Origin of the sequence: Pseudoalteromonas sp. MQS005 (assembly GCF_001661605.1) — a bacterium.
Taxonomy (GTDB): Bacteria; Pseudomonadota; Gammaproteobacteria; order Enterobacterales; family Alteromonadaceae; genus Pseudoalteromonas; species Pseudoalteromonas tetraodonis.
In genome coordinates this window covers 48494-67921 of record NZ_LYRQ01000018.1, presented here as the reverse complement: position 1 = coordinate 67921, position 19428 = coordinate 48494, and the positions used below count along the sequence as shown (strand labels likewise).

At 39.4% G+C, this 19428-nt stretch carries 18 protein-coding genes; 6 read left to right on the top strand and 12 right to left on the bottom strand.

The annotated features are described in order from the left end of the window. Positions 1–488: 488 nt before the first annotated feature. Positions 489–1283, bottom strand: coding sequence for a YggN family protein (locus A9479_RS08485; protein WP_029609995.1), 795 nt, complete (start codon positions 1281–1283; stop codon positions 489–491). A gap of 387 nt (positions 1284–1670) precedes the next feature. Between A9479_RS08485 and A9479_RS08480 the strand changes: the two genes are divergently transcribed. Beyond that, positions 1671–1856 (top strand): PA3496 family putative envelope integrity protein, encoded by a 186-nt coding sequence (locus A9479_RS08480; RefSeq protein WP_008108975.1) that lies wholly within the window; start codon positions 1671–1673, stop codon positions 1854–1856. Between the two features lie 118 nt (positions 1857–1974). On the opposite strand, the gene A9479_RS08475 is transcribed toward A9479_RS08480, so the two are convergent. From A9479_RS08475 to A9479_RS08465, 3 genes are all read right to left on the bottom strand, one after another. Further along, complete coding sequence (locus A9479_RS08475; protein ID WP_013463695.1) at positions 1975–2466, bottom strand: glutathione peroxidase; 492 nt, start codon at positions 2464–2466, stop codon at positions 1975–1977. Positions 2467–2559: 93 nt separating this feature from the next. After that, entirely contained in the window at positions 2560–2859 is a 300-nt protein-coding gene (locus A9479_RS08470) for an AzlD domain-containing protein (protein WP_016900234.1), read from the bottom strand. Continuing rightward, a complete protein-coding gene (locus tag A9479_RS08465) occupies positions 2856–3560 on the bottom strand; it encodes an AzlC family ABC transporter permease (RefSeq protein ID WP_064663190.1) in 705 nt (234 codons plus the stop codon). Before A9479_RS08465 ends, A9479_RS08470 begins: the two co-directional genes overlap by 4 nt. Positions 3561–3665: 105 nt before the next feature. On the opposite strand from A9479_RS08465, the gene A9479_RS08460 reads away from it, so the two are divergent. Next, positions 3666–4322, top strand: a complete 657-nt coding sequence (locus A9479_RS08460; protein WP_064663189.1) for a cytochrome b/b6 domain-containing protein — start codon at positions 3666–3668, stop codon at positions 4320–4322. A 51-nt stretch (positions 4323–4373) separates the two neighbouring features. Here the strand turns inward: A9479_RS08460 and A9479_RS08455 are convergent, their stop codons facing one another. After that, positions 4374–4826 carry a cytochrome c gene (locus A9479_RS08455; RefSeq protein ID WP_013463699.1) on the bottom strand — a complete coding sequence of 151 codons (453 nt, stop codon included), beginning with the start codon at positions 4824–4826 and terminating at the stop codon, positions 4374–4376. Between the two features lie 78 nt (positions 4827–4904). After that, a complete protein-coding gene (locus A9479_RS08450) occupies positions 4905–5375 on the bottom strand; it encodes a DUF2721 domain-containing protein (RefSeq protein ID WP_008108981.1) in 471 nt (156 codons plus the stop codon). Positions 5376–5608: 233 nt separating this feature from the next. Between A9479_RS08450 and A9479_RS08445 the strand changes: the two genes are divergently transcribed. From A9479_RS08445 to A9479_RS08430, 4 genes are all read left to right on the top strand, one after another. After that, positions 5609–9082 (top strand): S8 family serine peptidase, encoded by a 3474-nt coding sequence (locus tag A9479_RS08445; RefSeq protein ID WP_064663188.1) that lies wholly within the window; start codon positions 5609–5611, stop codon positions 9080–9082. A gap of 127 nt (positions 9083–9209) precedes the next feature. Then, positions 9210–11381 carry a S9 family peptidase gene (locus tag A9479_RS08440; protein WP_064663187.1) on the top strand — a complete coding sequence of 724 codons (2172 nt, stop codon included), beginning with the start codon at positions 9210–9212 and terminating at the stop codon, positions 11379–11381. 425 nt (positions 11382–11806) lie between these two features. Then, positions 11807–12172, top strand: coding sequence for a DUF4870 domain-containing protein (locus tag A9479_RS08435; protein WP_064663186.1), 366 nt, complete (start codon positions 11807–11809; stop codon positions 12170–12172). Positions 12173–12262: 90 nt separating this feature from the next. Next, a complete protein-coding gene (locus A9479_RS08430) occupies positions 12263–12703 on the top strand; it encodes a YqaA family protein (protein ID WP_028834877.1) in 441 nt (146 codons plus the stop codon). Here A9479_RS08430 and folX read toward each other — a convergent pair. The 6 genes from folX to A9479_RS08400 form a co-directional block, all read right to left on the bottom strand. After that, positions 12680–13036, bottom strand: coding sequence for a dihydroneopterin triphosphate 2'-epimerase (gene folX, locus A9479_RS08425; RefSeq protein ID WP_013463705.1), 357 nt, complete (start codon positions 13034–13036; stop codon positions 12680–12682). The genes A9479_RS08430 and folX overlap by 24 nt on opposite strands. A 3-nt stretch (positions 13037–13039) precedes the next feature. Further along, positions 13040–13594: a GTP cyclohydrolase I FolE gene (folE, locus tag A9479_RS08420; protein ID WP_008108996.1), complete on the bottom strand. Its 555-nt coding sequence runs from the start codon at positions 13592–13594 to the stop codon at positions 13040–13042. Between the two features lie 23 nt (positions 13595–13617). Beyond that, the gene (gene folM / locus A9479_RS08415) at positions 13618–14337 is read right to left on the bottom strand and encodes a dihydromonapterin reductase (RefSeq protein WP_013463706.1); all 720 of its coding nucleotides are present in this window, start codon (positions 14335–14337) and stop codon (positions 13618–13620) included. 127 nt (positions 14338–14464) lie between these two features. Continuing rightward, positions 14465–15301, bottom strand: a complete 837-nt coding sequence (nadE, locus tag A9479_RS08410; RefSeq protein ID WP_013463707.1) for an ammonia-dependent NAD(+) synthetase — start codon at positions 15299–15301, stop codon at positions 14465–14467. Positions 15302–15373: 72 nt separating this feature from the next. Continuing rightward, positions 15374–16006, bottom strand: a complete 633-nt coding sequence (locus A9479_RS08405; RefSeq protein ID WP_028834876.1) for a YceH family protein — start codon at positions 16004–16006, stop codon at positions 15374–15376. Between the two features lie 47 nt (positions 16007–16053). Continuing rightward, positions 16054–19407 carry an ATP-binding protein gene (locus A9479_RS08400; protein WP_064663185.1) on the bottom strand — a complete coding sequence of 1118 codons (3354 nt, stop codon included), beginning with the start codon at positions 19405–19407 and terminating at the stop codon, positions 16054–16056. Positions 19408–19428 lie beyond the last annotated feature (21 nt).

The window sequence follows — 19428 nt, the reverse complement described above, 5'->3', positions numbered from 1 at the left end:
ATTTTGTATTAATGGGGTGGGTTTTACTTCGTTAAAAGATTTAACATGCTATTTATAGGTGGTTAATTATTTATCAGAGAAGAGCATTAAAGAAACGATAAAAAAGAGTGTTGCTAGGCTTTTAAATTATAAAAAAAGTGCCTAGGTTACTAGGCACTTTGGAGTTAGTTGCGTTTTAAAACGCGTCTAACTGGGGATCGCACCGCCTCAAGAATTTAAAACTTAAAAAGAGGTGGTTTTAATATGTTGCAATTTGGGCTTACAATCATCAGCTCGGACGGCATTCTAAGTGATCTAGAGCGAAGTGAAGATTATACTTTGGTTTGTATTTTACTATGAAGCCACAAAATGCCTCTGCACAGCAAGAGCAGATCCGCTCAACAGTCTATTATTTGAGTTAAATGGGACTGGTGGGGGTAAAAAACGCAAAATGCGGCATAGCTTAAAAGCAAATGCCGCAAAGGGAGATTAATTAAAATGCTGAGCAGTTAGTGCTGTTTTATAGTAAATAACTCATAGCCTTTTAATGCAGGCACTTGCGCAGCAAGTTGAGTTTCTTGTTGTGCGATTTCAACAAAGTCACCACACAGTGTATTTGCACGCTGTTCAAGTTTTTTTGCATGGAGCTCTACTTTTTCTTCTATTTGTGCGCCCATATTTTCCATGCGCTCTTCAAAGGCTTGCATGTCGCCACCTGAACCCATTAGCTCAGAGCCTAATGCTACTAAAATACTGCCCATTGATTGCATTACGGCCGACTCAACGGCAGTTTCTATTTGTTGTTCAAACTGCTGTTCAAAGTTTTCACCAAACTGAGTGAAGCTTTGCTGGCCCATGACAAATGTACCTTGTTGGTAAAAGGTACCCTCTACTTCTTGTTGAATATCGTCCATTAAGGTAGCAATGTTATCGAGGCCATCAATATTAAATGCATTGGCGACTTCTTCTAATGCAACGCCCGCAATTTTAACGCCATCAAGTGCAATGTTGGCTACTTCAGGTAATTGCGCACGTAAATTATCTGTGTAGTTGGTCAGTGCTTGGCGCTGAGCGCTATTTAATGCTACTTGCTCGCCATTGATCGACAACTCACCTTGAGTGGTAAAAGTCATACGTTGATTGTTGGCTTTAAAAATTTCTAATTCACTTGGCTTTATACGTACATCGTTTTTAAACTCAACTTTACATTCGTCGTTACTAAATGAAATTGAAGAGCTGTTATCGTTATGAGCCATGGCGACGGGGGCGCACATAATTGCGCTAACTAATAATAATTCTTTCATGTTTATTCTCTGTTTTTTGCTGATGATAATTAACTTATAACAAGTTTGGTGCCAATAGTTTTTAGTGTTTAAAAACAGTGGTTTGTGATTTTTAAGGTGCATTGAAGTTGAAAGTGAAGTTATTAAAAAAGCTAAAATTTGGTCAAAATAACCAATAATTAAATGCTAATAAATAAAATTTATCGATACGATAAAAAACTCTCACTTTCCACAATTCAAATTTAGCGCTATTTATTCACAATATTGACACAGAGACTATTTAGCATAGCGATGTGGCTTTATTTTGACGTAAATTTGTACAATGAATTTGCGTTGAACATTTTAATTTCACCAATTATCGCGATACAAGAATCCGTAATTGGTCTCAAACACTTTATGGAGTGGGTTGTGGGTAAGACATTTAGTTACGATGCGCTAGATGATGATTTTGTTGAAGACGAATACGAAATGGTCGGGCGTAATCAACACGACAAGAAAAAGCAAAAGGTGAAAAGAAAGTTAGAGGATTACCTTGAGCAAAAACGCTTGCGTAAAAACCTAGGTGAAGATGACTTAAACGATTATATTGATTAGGTTGTCGCTAGTACAAATCAGTGCCGACATATTAGCTTTTAACTGCTACTTAGGTAGTATTTAAAGCTCTGTGGGTTGGTAATAAAGAGGCTTTATGCCTCTTTATAATTTTTAAGCCTCAAACTTTAGCTGCGAGCAATGCTTTTTCAATTACTTTTTCTAGTTTTTCAGGTTTAGTAAAGGGCGCGTAGCGCTTAATGGGTGAGCCATCTGCATTAATCAAAAACTTTGTGAAGTTCCACTTAATTTTTCGTGTCAAAAACCCCGGCAATACAGATTTTAAATAGCGAAAAACCGAATGTGTATGCTGACCATTAACGTTCACTTTTTCTGCGATTAAAAAACTAACTCCGTAATTGATTAAACAACCTTGCGCTATTTGATTCGCGTCTCCGGGTTCTTGCTGGCCAAATTGGTTACACGGGAAACCTATAATGACTAAACCTTGGCTGGCATACTTTTCGTGTAATGCTTGCAATGACTCGTATTGATAGGTGAATCCACACTCACTTGCGGTATTTACTATTAACACAACTTTACCTACAAACTCTTTAAAATCGATAGGTTGGCCTTGCAGGCTAGTAGCACTTAGTTGATGAAATGGGTGCATATTATTAAGCTATTATTTGTTTATTTGGCATAGTCTAACCTTTGCTTGGTGATTAACAAAGTCGAAATAGTGAACACTGCTATGGCGTTACTGTTAATTTAAAATCAAAAATAACCCCATACCAGCAAGTGTGGTTAGGTAAATATTATGTGTTTTGTAAGCAACTATAATGGCTACAATCGCTGCGCTTAAATAAGGATTTTGCCAATTTAGATTAATGCCACCATCATTTATAAATACAATCGGCACCCAAATAGCGGTGAGTACAGCGGGTGCACTGAAGCTCAAAAACTGCTGCATTTTAGGCCCTACTTTAAATGGTAGCGCGCGGTGTAAGAATAAATAACGGGTAAAAAAGGTAATACATGCCATAAGTAAAATAGTCGTCATCATGATTTAGCGTCCTTATTTTTTACTATTCTAGTTACAGCGTAACCTGCACTCATTGCTAATAGTGCTGAGCATACCAACCACAGCTCAAAGCCTGTGCTTTTTAATAAAGTGGCACAGATCCCTGCAACAATGACCGTGACAAGAGTGGCTAAATTTTTAACTCCTGGGATAACCAAAGCAATAAAGGTTGCAGCAATCGCAAAGTCGAGTCCTAAGTTGGTGAGATCAGGGAGCATAGTACCGGCTACAATACCGATCAGAGTCCAAATATTCCAAGCAATGTAAAAGCTAAAGCCTGCGCTGAGCGCGTAAATTAGGCGCGTTTTAGTCTGGTAGGCGCGAGGGTGATGCGAAAAAGCAAATAGTTCATCGGTTAATACAAAGCTGACTGGAAGGCGCCAACGCATGGGTTGCTCAATCACTTTGTGACGAACCGCCAAGCCATATAAAAAATGACGAGAGCTAATAATAAATGTGGTAAATAAAATGGTTAATAGAGGGGTATTACCAGCCATTAACTCAATAGCAACCAGTTGAGCCGAGCCTGCAAATACCAATAGCGACATAGCTTGAGTCTCAAAAGGGGTAAAGCCATTTTGTATTGCCAACGAGCCACATAAAATACCCCAAGGAATAACGGCTAAACATAATGGCAGCATATCTAAAAAGCCTTTTAGTATCGGTTTTTTAATGGACTGCATGTGTTTTACTCTGCGCACTGGTAGAAAGACTCATTAGGATACCTTAATATTAAGATGCTAAAATAGTTAGCGTTTTAGATGATACTGTTTTTTAGGGAAGGTGCAATGTTCAAGGTAAAAGTGTGGGATGGCTTTTTAAGAAGCTTTCATTGGTTATTAGTATTGAGTATTGCTGCGCTTTATTTTAGTGCTGAAGAGGGCATGATAGAGCTACATTTTGTGGTTGGCTTTTTTACTTTAGCGCTTATCTCAACGCGGATTATATGGGGTCTTATAGGCAGTAAAACGGCAAGAATATCGGCATTACTGCATTCTCCTAAGTCGGTGCTTGCTTCTTTTAGTGGCAAAAAAATAAATGATGTGGGCCATTCTGCACCAGGCAGTTATATGGTGTTATTATTTTTTATACTGGTTATTACGCAACTGGTTAGTGGTTTAATGAGCAGTGATGGCATTTTAACTGATGGCCCGTTAGCACAGTATGTATCGAGTGATACGATTGATTTTGCCAACTGGCTGCACCATATCAATTTTGATATTTTATTTTATGCGATTATTTTGCATGTTGTGGCTATTATTGCTTACAAAATTAAAGGCAAGCCTTTAGTAAAAGCAATGATCACCGGCAATAAAGCACTGCCAACACAAAGCTCAGAGCCTGAGACAAAGTCACCATGGATTGCATGGGTTTTATTTTTACTATTACTGGTTTTATTAATGAGTACTTGGGGAAGTGAGCCTTTAAGTTATCTGCTTAGTTAAAAAAATGGCGCTAATACAGCGCCATTTTTATTGTTTAATACACAGAATTTATTAGTCTTTGAATTGCTTATGGCAATCTTTACAGCCTTTAGCCCATGCACCAAATGCTTTACCAATGACCGCTTTGTCACCTGTTTGAGCTGCTACAGCAAGTTCATCAGCATATTGCTGAAACGCTGTCGCTTTTTTCATAAAAGTATCGTTTTCAGACCATACCGCAGGAAGTGCTGATGTATCGCCTTTTTCAGTGCCTGCGTAAAAGGCCTCCCAAGGCATTTTAGATAATGCCGCCGCGTTATTTGCACGCTGTTTGAATTGCTCTGCATCAAAAGGAATTTTACCCTTAAGCATGGCACCCATATCGCCTATTTGAACTGAAATCATAGAAAATGCAGCTTGGCGATACTCAATTGCATCACTAGGCTCTTTAAACGCAGAATTTGCAGATACGCTTAGAGCGCACGTCGATAACAATGCACCGATAAATACTTGCTTCAATTTCACTTTACTCTACTCCTTTAAGGGTTCTTTAATTATCTTTGTATATTAGCTTAAGCTTTAGTTCAAGCCTAAGCGCTGGCTTTAGTCGTTTATATCAATATCAGCAAATATCATTCCTCGACGCATGCTACGTGTCGCTAAGAATACCTCACCGAGTAATGACATAAACGCACATATTAGCAATGCCATAGCACCAACAAAACAACTACCAATAGTGACGCCTAAATTAATCGACTGTATGTGAGATAAAAATAACAGCATAACGACTGCACATACTAATAATGCACTTAATACACTTAAACTAAATGCAATATGTATGCAGCGGGAGCGTTTGAGGAGTGCTCTAAGCTCTGTAGTCAGAGACAGGTTAAACTCTTCATCTGTACTAACTTTTAATTTTCGCTCTAACTGCCTAGCTCTGTCTGTAATACGGGCTAAGCGATTAGATAATACCCCGAGTGTTGCCGCAATACCTGTAATTAAAAAAACGGGTGCAACGGCTGTTTGAATGACTTTAGCCATAGTTAAAATATTAATTACATCGTTGTTCATTTATTTCTCAATTCAAATCTTTTCATTTACAATTTTTCACAATTTTTTTTGTGTGTTTATTTGATATAAATCAATGTATTATGCTTTTTCTGTTCGTTATCCCTTCTTTTTTGTAACTTAAATGTAGCAATGCTGTTGCTCGTGCAAAGGGTAACGTTTTATATTCGTTCCTATCAATCAATGGAATTGAAATTAGTAAACACAATAATACATAACCTATCCTAGGGGAAATAATGTCTAATAATATAATCAAAAGAACAGCAATTGCGACTGCTGTATCAAGTGCATTTGTGGCAACGCTCGCCAACGCAGCAACTTTGCCTAACGCGACGATTAACTACAAACAAGTAGAGCAAGTAAAAGAAATAGCTGCTGATAAAAAAGTTCCTTCTGCACATATGATTGTTCTAAAAGCAAGAACCGCTGTTGACGCGGTTGTAGCTGGAACTTATCAAGCATCAAGTAATCGCGAATTTACAGCGCAAGTTGAACAATTACAAGACATGATGACTGCTGAGCTAACTAGCTTAGATTTTAATGCAAAAGTAATTGGCAAAACAAAAATTTTAGCACCAACTTTAATCGTTCAGGCCACACCTGAAGCGTTAGCGGAAATAGCAAAAGATGATCGCGTTGCTAAAGTTTTACCAATGTTCGACCGCGACTTATATGTGGCAGCTAGCTCTGAATATATTAATGCAAAACCACTTATTACTGACGGTATAGTAAGTGGTAAAGGCCAACGTGTTGCAGTACTTGATACTGGTATTGACTACACGCACAAAGCATTTGGTGGTGCAGGCACTGTTGAAGCTTACCTAGCTGCACAAGCAGATCCAACATCAGTTGCATGGCCTCAAGGTATCGTTCAAGGTGGTTATGATTTTATTCGTAATGATGCCGACCCTATTGAAAATGATGCGGCTAACTCGCCATCAACGGGTGATCCTACTAATCACGGTACATCTTCTGCAAACTCAGTAAATGGTATTGCGCCTGATGTTGAACTTTACGCTTACTCAGTATGTGGCGGCGGTTGTCCTGGCGATGCACAAGCTGCTGCTCTAGAAGCTGCAATGGATCCTAACGGTGATGGCGATATTTCAGATCGTGTTGATGTAATGAATATGTCTCTTGGTGGTGAGTTTGGTGATACTTACACAGGTGGTGGTACACAATACTTAGTTCAACGTGCAGTTGAGTTAGGTGTGAATATGGTGATTTCTGCTGGTAACGATGGTGATAATCCGTTCCGTGTTGGTGGCCCAAGCACTACACCTAATGCACTATCTGTTGGCGCTATGACTCACCCAACAACTGAAATTGGCGTTGCAACAGGAACTGTTGCGGGTATTGAAGGCAATATTCAGCCATCAAGTTTTGGACCACAAGAAGCATATACAATTTCAGGTGCAGATATTGATTTAGTTTATCCTGATGCAAACCAGAATGGTTGTGATGCATTTGCTACGGATGTAGATTTTACTGAAAAAGCAGTATTAATTGACCGTGGTACATGTGCATTTACGCAAAAAGTATTGAATGCACAAGCAAACGGTGCTGAGTTTGTAATGATTGCGAATAACACCGATGATGGTACACCTGCACCTATGGGTGGCTTTGATGCTGATGTTACTATTAAAAATATAGGCATTAACTTTGCTGCTGGTGCAGCCCTGAAGGCTCAATTAGATGCTGGCGGCCCTGCAACATTTGATGTTAGTGTTGAAATTAAAACAACTGCAGGTGCGGTTGCAACATTCTCATCTCGCGGCCCTTCTATGGATGGTTTGTTAAAACCAGAAATTACAGCGCCAGGAACTAGTATTGATGTAGCAGCGGCAGGTACTCAAACAGGGACTAACCCGGTTTCAGGTACTTCTTTCTCGGGCCCAATTACAGCCGGTGCTGTGGCAATGATTCGTGAAGCGCATCCTGAGCGTAATGCGTTTGAGATTAAAGCAACAATTATGAATGCAGCAAACTTAAACGTAACCAATGAGCCTCTTGCGATTAATCCTGATTCAGAGCTTGCGCCAATTAGTATGATAGGTGCTGGTTTAGTTGATGTGACTAAGGCGGTTAATTTACCCGTTGCTGCATGGGTTCATAATAGTGAGTTTGATACTAAACAAGCTGCACTCTCTTATGGCTTAGTAAGCTTAGCGGAAACAGGCTCAATTACTAAGACTGTAACCGTTAAGAACTTCTCTGCAGATGAAAAAACGTATAACCTGCGTACCGAAGCTCGTTACCAAAGTGATATTGATATGGACGCAGTTAGCTGGGATTTCCCTGCATCTATAATAGTACCTGCAGGTCAAGCAATTAACTTTGACATTACAATGACGGTTGATCCAAGTAAGTTACCTGTATGGGAATTAGAAAACCCATTCAGTGCAGAGGATATTGCAGCTAGAAGTGCAGCGTTAACATCAGTAGAGTTTGATGGTGCGTTAGTATTTGATGATGCATCTACCGATAGCGATCATGACTTACACGTTGTTTATCATGCAATGCCAAAAGCGGCAACTCAGTTGAGCTACTCACCTCAAATCGTAAACAATGAAATGGCATTGGTTATTGAGAATACAGGTCAAACTGAAATTTCACCGCAAGCTGAAAGTATTGTTGCAATGGGTACAGAAAAATCAGTTGAAGATGCTGAGTTTAATATCCTGTCTACTACATTCTCTGCATTTAATGCAGATTTTTGTGATTCAGGCATCTACATTACTTCATCGATTCAGTTACGAGATCCGTTAGCTCATACTTTCCAAGCGGGTTATAGAATGGAAATAGACATAGATAATGACAATATCTCAGATCTATTTATGCAAAACTTAAATGATCGTGGTCGTACAACCGCGTTTCCAGGCCGTAGCCGTACATTAATCGGAACCACAGACGGTGCTGGAAATGATTCATGGCAGTGGGGTACACCGCTTTTCCATGCCGCAGGTGAAGACACAATTACTTTCTCAGGGTGTTCTGAGTTAATGAATATTGATGCTTCGCTTCTTGGTGAGCCAATGAACTTCAAGGTATCAGTAGGCTACCCAGGTTACCAAACAGGTGTTTTCTCTGAGACAGACAGCGTAACCGGTTCAACAGTATTTGGTGTTCAGCCTAACGTTGAAATGACGTCTTATGAGACGGGTGAAGCAATCTCTTCACTTAAACCTGGTGAGAAAGCGGTTGTTTCTGCAAGTGGTCCGTTTGCATTATCGCAAGGTTCGGGTACTAACATTATTAAAGTAATGGCAGCTGAAGACCTAGAGTTACCAGCTGTAGAAGCACCAATACTGGTTGGTGGTGAGTTTAGTGTTTCTGAAGATGCAGCTGATGGAACTGTCGTAGGTGCGCTTACGATTGAAGAGTCAGAGTTGGATTTAGCTGTTTCAGAATACTATGTACAATCTAATACAAACCTTGGTCTCGCAGTTGATGCAGACGGTCAAATTGTGGTTGCTGATACAACTTTATTAGCGGGTGATACATCTGCAGAAATGGAAGTTGTTGCAATCGATGTTCGTGGTAATGTGTCAGAACCTGTAATGGTAGCAGTCAGTATTACAAAAGTAGTACCACCAGCGCCTCCGGTTGTTACTCCAGAGCCTACTAAGAAAAGTTCTTCAGGTTCATTAGCTTGGTTAACATTACTTGTAGCGCCGTTTGCCTTTATGCGTCGTCGTAAGCAAAAGTAATTAAATAAATTAAATGTTAATTAAAGGGAGCCTCGGCTCCCTTTTTACATAGCTTCACAAACTAAATTTCTGTCGTGTTTAATATTAGGTATATTTAATATAATAAAAACAACAGGGATTTAAATTAATGAAACACATTTCGTTTACGCTTGCCGTAATATCGTTAGCTATTTTAGGTGGTTGTAATAAAGCACCTGAAGTTAAACAAAACACGCCTACTGAACAGTCTGTATCTCAAATCGCAGTAATGCCGCCGGTTGCTAAAAAAGTACCATATGAAATGTCTATTCATGGCGACACTCGTATCGATGATTACTACTGGATGCGTGATGATGAGCGAAAAGATCCTGAGGTACTTAGTTACCTTGAGGCTGAAAATGCTTATACAGATGCAATGCTTGCGCATACAAAAACGTTACAAACTAGGTTATTTGAAGAGCTAAAAGGGCGAATTCAAAAAGACGATGATTCAGTGCCAGTTAAAAACGGTGACTATTATTACTCGTCGCAAACTCGCGGTGATAACGAATACGCAACTTATGTACGTAGTAGTGATTTTGCAGGCACTGACCAGCAGGTTATTTTAGATGTAAACGAGCTAGCTAAGGAACATGATTATTATGCCGTAAGTGGTTTAGATGTAAGTCCAAACGGCAATTTAATGGCATATGGTGAAGATACCGTAAGTCGTCGTATTTATGATATAAAAATAAAAGACTTAAGCACTGGTAAATTACTCGAAGATACGCTTAAAGGCACAAATGGCAGTGTTGTTTGGGCAAACGACAACAAAACGCTTTATTACATAAAAAAAGATTTACAAACTTTACTAGGTTACCAAGTTTATCGTCATACGCTCGGTACCCCACAGGCTGAAGATGAACTCGTTTATGAAGAAACAGATACCAGTTATTACATGGGTATTAGCAAAAGCAAAGACGATTCAGAAATTTATATCTGGCACAGCAGTACAACTGCGTCAGGTGTATCGGTTTTAAGTGCTGATGATGTTAAGGCTATGCCAAAACGCTTGATTGAACGTGAAGCGGATCTGGAGTATGGAATTTCTAAGCTGGGTAATACTTACTATATTGTCACTAATTTAAACGCAGTCAACTTTCAGTTGATGAAAGTAGATATTGATAAAGCTGGCGATAAAGCTAATTGGCAAACGGTGATCCCCGCTCGCGATAATATAAAATTAGAAGGCATCGACTTATTTAACGATTACTTAGTGTATCAGCAGCGTGAAATGGATCAGTCGACTATTATTGCTCGTAACTTAACCACGGGTAAAGAGATACCGCTTAGCTTTAACGACAGTGCTTATACAATTAGCACCTACGGTAACAATGATTTAAATAGCGATACATTACGTGTGTATTATACCAGTATGACAACACCCGCTTCATCGTATGATGTTAATTTAGCTACTGGCAATAAAACATTACTTAAACAACAAAAAGTACTCGGTGATTTTAGTGCAGATAACTACGCATCAGAGCGAATTTTTGTCACTGCACGAGATGGTATTAAAGTACCGGTAAGCCTAGTCTATCGCAAAGACATGTTTAAAAAAGAGGGAACTAATCCGCTGCTACAATATGGTTATGGCTCGTATGGCGCGACCATGGATCCTACCTTTTCTAGCGCTCGCTTAAGTTTGCTCGATCGGGGTTTTGTATTTGCCATTGCGCATATTCGCGGTTCACAAATGTTAGGTCGCCCTTGGTATGAGGACGGTAAACTACTGACTAAAAAGAACACCTTTAACGACTTTGTAGATGTTACCAAGGCATTGGTTGAGCAAAAGTATGGTGCAAAAGATAAAATATTTGCTCAAGGTGGTAGTGCGGGTGGCTTATTAATGGGTGCAGTGGCAAACCAAGCTCCTGAGTTGTATAAAGGTATGGTGGCTGCGGTTCCATTTGTTGATGTAGTGACCACGATGCTTGATGCAAGTATTCCACTTACAACCAACGAATACGGTGAGTGGGGTAACCCTAACGAGAAAGAATACTATGAGTATATGTTATCGTATTCACCTTATGATCAGGTCAGTAAGCAAGATTACCCAAATATGTTAGTTACTACTGGCTTACATGATTCACAGGTACAATATTTTGAGCCTGCAAAGTGGGTGGCTAAGCTGCGAGATTACAAAACAGATGATAACAAGCTACTGTTTAAAATCGATATGGAAGCAGGGCACGGAGGTGCATCAGGTCGCTTCAAACGCTTAGAAGATACTGCATTAAATTATGCTTTTATGCTTGATTTAGCGGGTGTGAATAAGTAACTGGTCTGGCAATATCAATAAGCGCAGCTATTTGCTGCGCTTTTTTATTTTTAAATATACACAAATGCTTTGCATTGGATAAATAAGCATTTACATTAGGGTCTGTTGACCTTTGCGGATTAAAATTAGTTCAAACTAGGGGCGGTTTAATCGCGGCGCGAGGTTTGTAACCTAGTGGGCTAAGTAAAAACCGAGCAACAAAGAGTAAATCGCCCCTAGGCAGAACCCGAAGGGCAGCGCCTGTTTGGCATTGATGCTGCGTTATCGCCTATTTATGGGGAATAACCACACCACATAGGCTCTGCCTTGCCTAAATACCAAACAGACTGCTGCAAATTTAACCTTGAAAGATCAACAGACCCTAAGGTGGCTAATGAGTGTGAATATTATTTTAGCGCAAAATAAAAACGAGAAGGGAGAGTGTAATGGAACAAAATCAAGAGATTAAAGTCGTCAATAAAGATGACCGCACATGGGCAATGCTATGTCATTTAACTGCATTAGCGGGGTTTATTGTGCCATTTGGGTCGGTACTCGGCCCTCTTATTATCTGGTTAATTAAAAAAGATGAAATGCCAATTGTTGATATACATGGAAAAAAAGCCCTTAATTTTCAAATTACTATGGCTATAGCTTATTTTGTTTGTTTTTTACTAATTTTTGCAGCGGTTGGTTTACTACTGTTACCTATGGTGGCTATTTTTTCATTTGTGATGGTGGTTATCGCAAGCGTGAAAGCCAACGATGGCAAAGAGTTTAATTATCCCCTTAGCTTAAATTTGATAAAATAACTGTTTTTATTATTCAGCGCTTTGGTTTTAAGTTAAAAAATCGTCAAACCCAGCTAATTGCTGGGTTTAGTTTTTAGTCATAAGGAAAAAATGCTTTATATAACATTATTTTTTACAGCATTTATATCTGCCACGTTATTACCTAGCTCGTCTGAAGTATTGATGGGTGGCATGATCATGCAAGGCAATACTAACTTATGGCTGATTTGGTTTGCAGCAACCTTGGGTAATGTACTGGGCAGTTGTGTTAACTATTGGTTAGGGACGCAGGCATTGCGTTTTAAAGATAAAAAATGGTTTCCAGTATCTGAAAAAGGGCTTAAAAAAGCACAAAAGCAGTTTAATAAATATGGTGTTTATAGCCTGTTGTTTGCCTGGCTGCCCATCGTTGGCGACCCACTAACCGTTATTGGCGGCGTGTTTAAAGTTCGCTTTACTACGTTTTTAGTGCTGGTAACGCTCGGCAAGGGGTTACGTTATTTAGCGGTAATAGCCCTTGCCGTTGGATTATTTGTGCCAGTCGAGGGTTAAAGAAACCGAATCGGCAAAGCGCAACGCATGAGGTTTATCTACTCGAGCCTTAGCATAATTAACGCTTGGGTGTGAGTGGCAAACAGCAAGGATTTCAGCAACTAGTTTTTCTAACAATAAAAAGTGTCCTTGCTCCACTAAGCTAATTACCTCTTTAGTAATCACTTTGTAGTTAAGTGCTTGGTCTACTTCATCTGTTTCACAAGCTTGATCAGCAGGGTAGTGAATTTCAAGGTTAATGACCACATCTTGTTTTTTTTCACGCTCATCAGGATTAAAACCAATAAATGTTCGTAGTCGTAAGTTAGTTACATTAATAATTGCGTTTGCCATACATTATCCTTTGATCAGCTGTAAAAACTCATTACGTGTTTTCGGATCGGCTCTAAAGTTTCCTAGCATTACCGAGGTACGCATGCTTGAGTTCTGCTTTTCTACACCACGCATCATCATACACATGTGTTTTGCTTCAACAATTACACCCACACCTTTTGCACCGGTTACTTCCTCAACCGCTTTTGCAATTTGATGGGTAAGCTGTTCTTGAATTTGAAAACGACGCGAAAACATATCAACAATACGCGCAAACTTAGATAAGCCTAATACTTTACCATCAGGAATATAAGCAATATGACAGCGGCCAATAAAAGGGAGTAAATGATGTTCACACATAGAGTAAAGCTCGATGTCTTGTATCAATACCATGTCGTCAGCGTCAGAGGTGAATACCGCATTGTTAGTGATTTCGTTAAGCGTTTGACGATATCCTTGAGTAAGGTACTCCATCGCTTTTGCAGCGCGTTTTGGGGTATCAAGTAACCCTTCACGCTCAGCGTCTTCACCTACAGCAGTTATAATTTTTTGATAGCTTTCTTTTAATTCGTTATGCATAAGTTTCTCAGTTTTATTAGGACTTACTTAAGATGGCGACCACCATCAACAGGTAAAGCACGCCCTGTGATGTAATGGCTGTTCAGTAGTAGGTCTATACTATTGATAATTTCTTGGCATCCAGGTTCGATACCCATTAATGATTTTTTTAAAGTTTTAGCGCGATACTGCTCATCATCATGTTGGTTAAAAATAATTAATGATGGTGCGACTGAATTTACTTTTATGTTAGGTGCATATTTAGCACTAAATGATTTAGTTAAGTTATCCAGTGCGGCTTTACTGGCCGCATAAGCAAGATGCTTTGGACTGCCTGTTTCCACTACATAATCAGTCAAATGAATAATGTCAGCGGGTTTAGCATGCGACGCCTGATAATTTAATAGTAAATCTGCGCAGTGTAAGTTTACCAAGTACGGTGTTTTTGCATGAATGCGCATCATATTGTCAAACAGCTGCTCAAAGTGGGGGTTGTTAGCTTCACAGTCCCAGCTTGATGCATTATGAATAACGGCCCTTAGTGAGTCAGTGTGTGATTTAAGCAACGTAATAAAAGTATTAATGCCCTCATCAGTACTAAAGTCAGCATAAAGACAGGTAACCCCTTGTTGTTCCAACGAATCAACAGCCTCATGACGGGTCCGATAAGTAATAATGACCGCTTGCCCTTGGGCTATAAAGTGCTTTGCCAGCGCAAGCCCTATACGTTGTGCTGCACCAGTAATCAAAATAGGGGGTGTCATAAAATATAAAACTCTCTGTTGGCAAGCGTTAAGGTTAACTTTTAAAAATTTAAGCCACTTATTTTCACGTCATGTTTACGTAAAATACAAGCGGCTCGATCAGTTAAATCACGCTTATAATATTGATTTAAAAAGCATCGTATATTGTTGGAATAGGCTGGCGCTTATGTTGCGTGCGCTGGTAAATTGCAATTAGCGTTTCTTCTACATGACTTGAAACTGCTTTACCTTCTAAAAAGTCATCAATTTCTTCATAACTTAAGCCAAGTGCTTCTTCGTCTGTTAGTCCTGGTCTATCACTTTCTAAATCCGCTGTTGGTGCTTTCTCAACTAAAAGCGCAGGCGCACCCAATGTGGTTGCTAATGCACGAACTTGGCGTTTTGATAGGCCAAATAAAGGAGCCAAATCGCATGCACCATCACCAAATTTAGTGTAAAAACCAGTAATATTTTCAGCACTATGATCGGTACCGACCACTAAGCCTTGGCAAAAGCCGGCTATTTCATATTGCGCGATCATGCGTTGGCGAGCTTTGACATTACCTTTAATAAAATCGATTTTATCTTGCGAAGGGAGTGTTTGTTCGGTACCCGCGAGAGTTGCCATTGTCTGCTCATGCAGTGCATCGGTTGCGGGTTTAATGTTTACCGTCATGCGGGTGCTCGGCTTAATGAAATCAACCGCCATTTGCGCTTCACTTTCATCAGCTTGAACGCCATAAGGTAGGCGTACAGCAATAAATTGATAATGAGTGTCAGGGTGTTCTTGGTTTAGCTCATCAATAGCAAGTTGACACAAACGGCCACAGGTCGATGAATCTACACCACCACTGATCCCTAGTACAAGTGAGGTTGAATATGCCGCTTTTAAACGTGCTTTAATAAAATCCACTCGGCGTTTAATTTCAGCGTTTACATCAATCGAAGGCTGAACTTTCATTTCAGCCATAATCTCGGCGCGCATGGCCCGCTCCTTTAGTTAAATAATTTTTACGCTCTACATAGAGCAACTATTATGTGATTTCATATTTATGAATTAAAGCCCTAAGTGAGCTTTTATTTGTTTAAGCTGGACTTTTAGCTCATCAATTTCTGCAAGTAAGTCATTTAGCTCAGTGTTTTTTATATCATCAGTGTGTGTTTGTGCCTCAAGTGATGCCTCGTTCACAGATGATTGATCTGCAAATAAATGAATATATCGACAATCCCGTTTACCTGATTCGCGCGGCAGCTTTTTAACATGATTGCTTTGAATTAGTTGTTCAAGTGACTTTTCAACATCATCAATACGAGCAAAGTCGGCAAGGCGGCTACTGCGTGTTTTTAATTCGCCAGGTGTTTGTGCGCCTCGCAATAATAATAAACAAATAATCGCCCTTTGCTGTTGATCAAATTGCAGGTGACTAAACTCAGTATTACAAAAACGATGATCGTATTTATTAACTCGCCCAGACAGCCCTTCATTTACAGTGACTAATCGCATACTGATTAATTCATCAACGGTTGTTTGAACTTGCTCTTCTGTATAATTAACAACTGGCGCGCGATTCGATTTTTGATTACAGGCATTTGTTAATGCATTTAACGATAAAGGGTAGTGCTCAGGTGTTGTGCTTTGTTTTTCTAATAAACAACCAATAACGCGTTGTTGCTCCATTGATAATTGCAATTGCATACCTTATCTCACCTAATAAATTCTATTTTTAGCTTACACTGTTATTTGCTTGTAAGCCATTGCTGGAGCTTAGAATGAAGAGTTGTGGCATTGAGGGGTTTAGTTAAATAGTCATCCATACCAGTGGCCAAACATTTGTCTTTATCACCCTGCATTGCATTTGCGGTAAGCGCTATTATTGTTATGTTTTTATTTACCTTGCCTGCTTTGCCTTCTCTGATGGCAATAGTTGCTTGGTAGCCATCCATCGTAGGCATTTGGCAATCCATTAATATTAATTGATAAGTGTTAGCTGGGTTTTGCTTCAACGTTTCAACTGCCTCAGCACCATTTTCAGCAATCTCAAATGTCACGTTCAACTGTTTTAAAAAAGCAGCGGTAACAACTTGGTTAATTTTATTATCTTCTACTAATAAGACATGCGCCGCGAGTGTATCTGTCATAACCTCAGTGGCAGCAAGCGACTTTAGTTGTGTATCAACGTGTGTTTGCTCGATTGTGCTTTTTGCAGTCAGCGCATTTTGTAAATCAAAAGGGGTGAGTGGTTTAAATACGAGGGTTTCTTCGGTTAATGGTAAGGTCGCGTTTTTATTTGTATAACTCATGGGAGCCATAATAATTAAATGGCCGCTACTTCTTGTTAAAAACTGCTTAAGTGCGAGTGCTTGAGCTTCGTATAATGGTTCAAATAAAGCACTGTCAACGAGCACAATGTTTGGTGGGGTATCTTCATGGCTATTAATGTAGGCACTTATAGACAGGTAATCGCAGATCGTGCTGACCTTAGCCCCCCAGCGAGTTAATTGTTTTTTGGCAATAGTGGTATTGAGTAAGCAATCATCAATAACCCAAATACGCTTATTTTCAATTGCTTGATATGCTTCGTGCTCTTGAACTAATTGAGGGGTTATCTTTATAAAAAAGGAAAATGTACTGCCTTCATTTGGTGTACTACTCACACTCACTTTGCCACCCATGAGCTCACACAGCTGCTTTACAATAGCAAGACCCAGGCCTGTGCCACCATATTGGCGCGTGGTTGATGTGTCTGCTTGAGTAAATGAATCAAATAAATGGGGCTGTTTCTCTGCGCTGATTCCTATACCTGAGTCAGCGATTGCACATTCTAAAACTGTGGCGCCAAGTGTGTGGGCAATTTTAGCGGTTATCAATATTTCACCGTTTTGGGTGAATTTAACGGCATTACCAATTAAGTTACTTAAAATTTGACGTAATCTATTCGGATCGCTAATAAATTCACTGCTGGTGATATGTGTTGCATCCAAAATTAACGTGGTGTTATTTTGCTCGGCTTTTAATGCAAATGACTCAACCACTTCACCCAGTAAGCGAGGTAAATTAAATTGAATATTTTCAATGTCTAACTTGCCAGCCTCTATTTTAGAAAAGTCTAAAATATCATTAATAATTCCTAACAATGACTCTGCAGATGATTGTGCAAGTTTAATATGATGCTTTTGTTGTTGATCTAATTGGGTTGCTTTAACAATATTAAGCATTCCCAACACCCCATTCATGGGTGTGCGAATTTCATGGCTCATACTGGCTAAAAACTCACTTTTTGCAATCACAGCTTGTTCTGCGGCTTCTTTTGCCTTGACTAGTTGTGCCTCTGTTTCTATACGTTGTTGGCTAGAGTAAAGGCTGCCAATTAAAGCCCCTACAGCAATTAAAAAGCTTTCTTCATTATGGCTCCATGTTCTAACTATATCTTGCTCAGCACAAACTATTCCAATAGAGCCACTGCTTGCAGGAATAAGAACACACAGCATCGCCTTGATTGAAAACGGTTGAAGGTAGCTTTCTTTGATAGGGGCTAAGTAGGGATGTTGTTGAGCATCATCAACACAAAATATCGCTTTTCGTTCTATTGCGGTAAAAAAGTCAGGAATAGTTTCTTGCAGCCACGGAATATTATTTTCGCTACCTGAACGATTAAAACTCGCAAATGGAATTAGCTGGGTTCTTTGTTGGTTAAACAATTTTATACTGGCGCAGTTTACCTCAAGGGCTTGGCAAATAGACTGCGTGATTAATTCTTTAGATTGGCTTAGTTTGCCATTTAATATTTCATCACTCACCGTTAAGGAGGCCAAGGTTTCGTTAAAACGAGCAATTTTACGATTTTCTAATTCTACTTTTTTACGGGCATCAATATTTTGTAATGAACCAAATATTCTTACACAACGGCCATTTTTATGTTCAGCTTCACCGTGAACAAGTGCCCATACAGGCTGACCATTTGCATTGATCACTTCAAGCTCAGTTTCGTAACTTTCACCATGCTTAATTGCTCTTTCAACCAGTTTAGCGATTTTTTCTCTACTTTCACCTTCTTTAAAATAGTTTAAATTTTCTGACCATTTTGGTTGCTCATCTAATGGGTATTCAAGTATTTTTTTAGTCATATCTGACCAAAACACGTGTTTTTTTTCTAAGTTAAACGACCATGCACCGACTTGTGCTAAATTACTCATCACCTCAAGCATTCTTTCGCTTTCTTGTTCACGGTTGAGTATTTTTAGATAAAACAAAAAGGCAGAAATGAGCAAGCCTAACACGGTTAAAATAATGAACCGTAAAGGCCAGACCGAAGAACTCACTGGTTGCCAGCCTTGCTTGGGTATAACATAAAGCTGCCAAACACCTCCTTGAAAGTTTAAAGTAAATTCTAGAGGGTCTTGATCAGTAATAGAGGGGTCACCGAAAAAAAAATCACCTTGCTTACCTAATCCATTACGTCCTTGTATTGCTATATTATAATTTTGCTGTAGTTCAATGATCCCCGAATTTTCATAAACTTTTTCTATATCGAGTACCACTGAGAGCAATCCCCAAAAGGCGTTATTTTCTGGCAAGTATACTGGTACGCGCGCAATCAAAGCTTCGTTGCCTTGGATAAGCTGAAGTGGACCTGCCATCACGATCGTATTCGTGTCTCTTGCTTTAATGGCATCTTCGCGCTGTGCTTTATTTTCCAAAAAATTAAGGCCTATCGCTTTTTCGTTACCTTTAATCGGATGGGTCATTTTTATTACCATGTCTGGCGCCGCGCCAATGTTACGTAGCTCATTTGAGGTTTCAAAAAGGGGAGCTGCAATTTGTTCAAAGCGAGTTTGATCTAAGTTTGGCTCAGCGGCAACAGCAATAGCTAAGCCACGAATGAGTTGAATATTAGACACTAATACAGCTTCAAGTTGTGCTCTATAGGTACTTACCTGCGACAGAGTGCGTAATCGATAAGCATCTTTCTCACGGTGATAATTGACGTGATCAAGCACCAAGCTGATAGTGATTATCAACACCAGCGATAATAAAAAAGCCAGCTTAGCGTTATTAATTCGGGTGCGTTTGTTTTTGCGCTGCGGGGACATAGAATGTAATTAAGTTGTTAA

Bases quoted from the DNA above. Each gene is read 5' to 3' on its own strand.
- A9479_RS08485 (WP_029609995.1), bottom strand. From the start codon at position 1,283: ATGAAAGAATTATTATTAGTTAGCGCAATTATGTGCGCCCCCGTCGCC.
- A9479_RS08475 (WP_013463695.1), bottom strand. From the start codon at position 2,466: ATGCACCCATTTCATCAACTAAGTGCTACTAGCCTGCAAGGCCAACCT.
- A9479_RS08470 (WP_016900234.1), bottom strand. From the start codon at position 2,859: ATGATGACGACTATTTTACTTATGGCATGTATTACCTTTTTTACCCGT.
- A9479_RS08465 (WP_064663190.1), bottom strand. From the start codon at position 3,560: ATGCAGTCCATTAAAAAACCGATACTAAAAGGCTTTTTAGATATGCTG.
- A9479_RS08460 (WP_064663189.1), top strand. From the start codon at position 3,666: ATGTTCAAGGTAAAAGTGTGGGATGGCTTTTTAAGAAGCTTTCATTGG.
- A9479_RS08450 (WP_008108981.1), bottom strand. From the start codon at position 5,375: ATGAACAACGATGTAATTAATATTTTAACTATGGCTAAAGTCATTCAA.
- A9479_RS08445 (WP_064663188.1), top strand. From the start codon at position 5,609: ATGTCTAATAATATAATCAAAAGAACAGCAATTGCGACTGCTGTATCA.
- A9479_RS08440 (WP_064663187.1), top strand. From the start codon at position 9,210: ATGAAACACATTTCGTTTACGCTTGCCGTAATATCGTTAGCTATTTTA.
- A9479_RS08435 (WP_064663186.1), top strand. From the start codon at position 11,807: ATGGAACAAAATCAAGAGATTAAAGTCGTCAATAAAGATGACCGCACA.
- A9479_RS08430 (WP_028834877.1), top strand. From the start codon at position 12,263: ATGCTTTATATAACATTATTTTTTACAGCATTTATATCTGCCACGTTA.
- folX (WP_013463705.1), bottom strand. From the start codon at position 13,036: ATGGCAAACGCAATTATTAATGTAACTAACTTACGACTACGAACATTT.
- folE (WP_008108996.1), bottom strand. From the start codon at position 13,594: ATGCATAACGAATTAAAAGAAAGCTATCAAAAAATTATAACTGCTGTA.
- folM (WP_013463706.1), bottom strand. From the start codon at position 14,337: ATGACACCCCCTATTTTGATTACTGGTGCAGCACAACGTATAGGGCTT.
- nadE (WP_013463707.1), bottom strand. From the start codon at position 15,301: ATGCGCGCCGAGATTATGGCTGAAATGAAAGTTCAGCCTTCGATTGAT.
- A9479_RS08400 (WP_064663185.1), bottom strand. From the start codon at position 19,407: ATGTCCCCGCAGCGCAAAAACAAACGCACCCGAATTAATAACGCTAAG.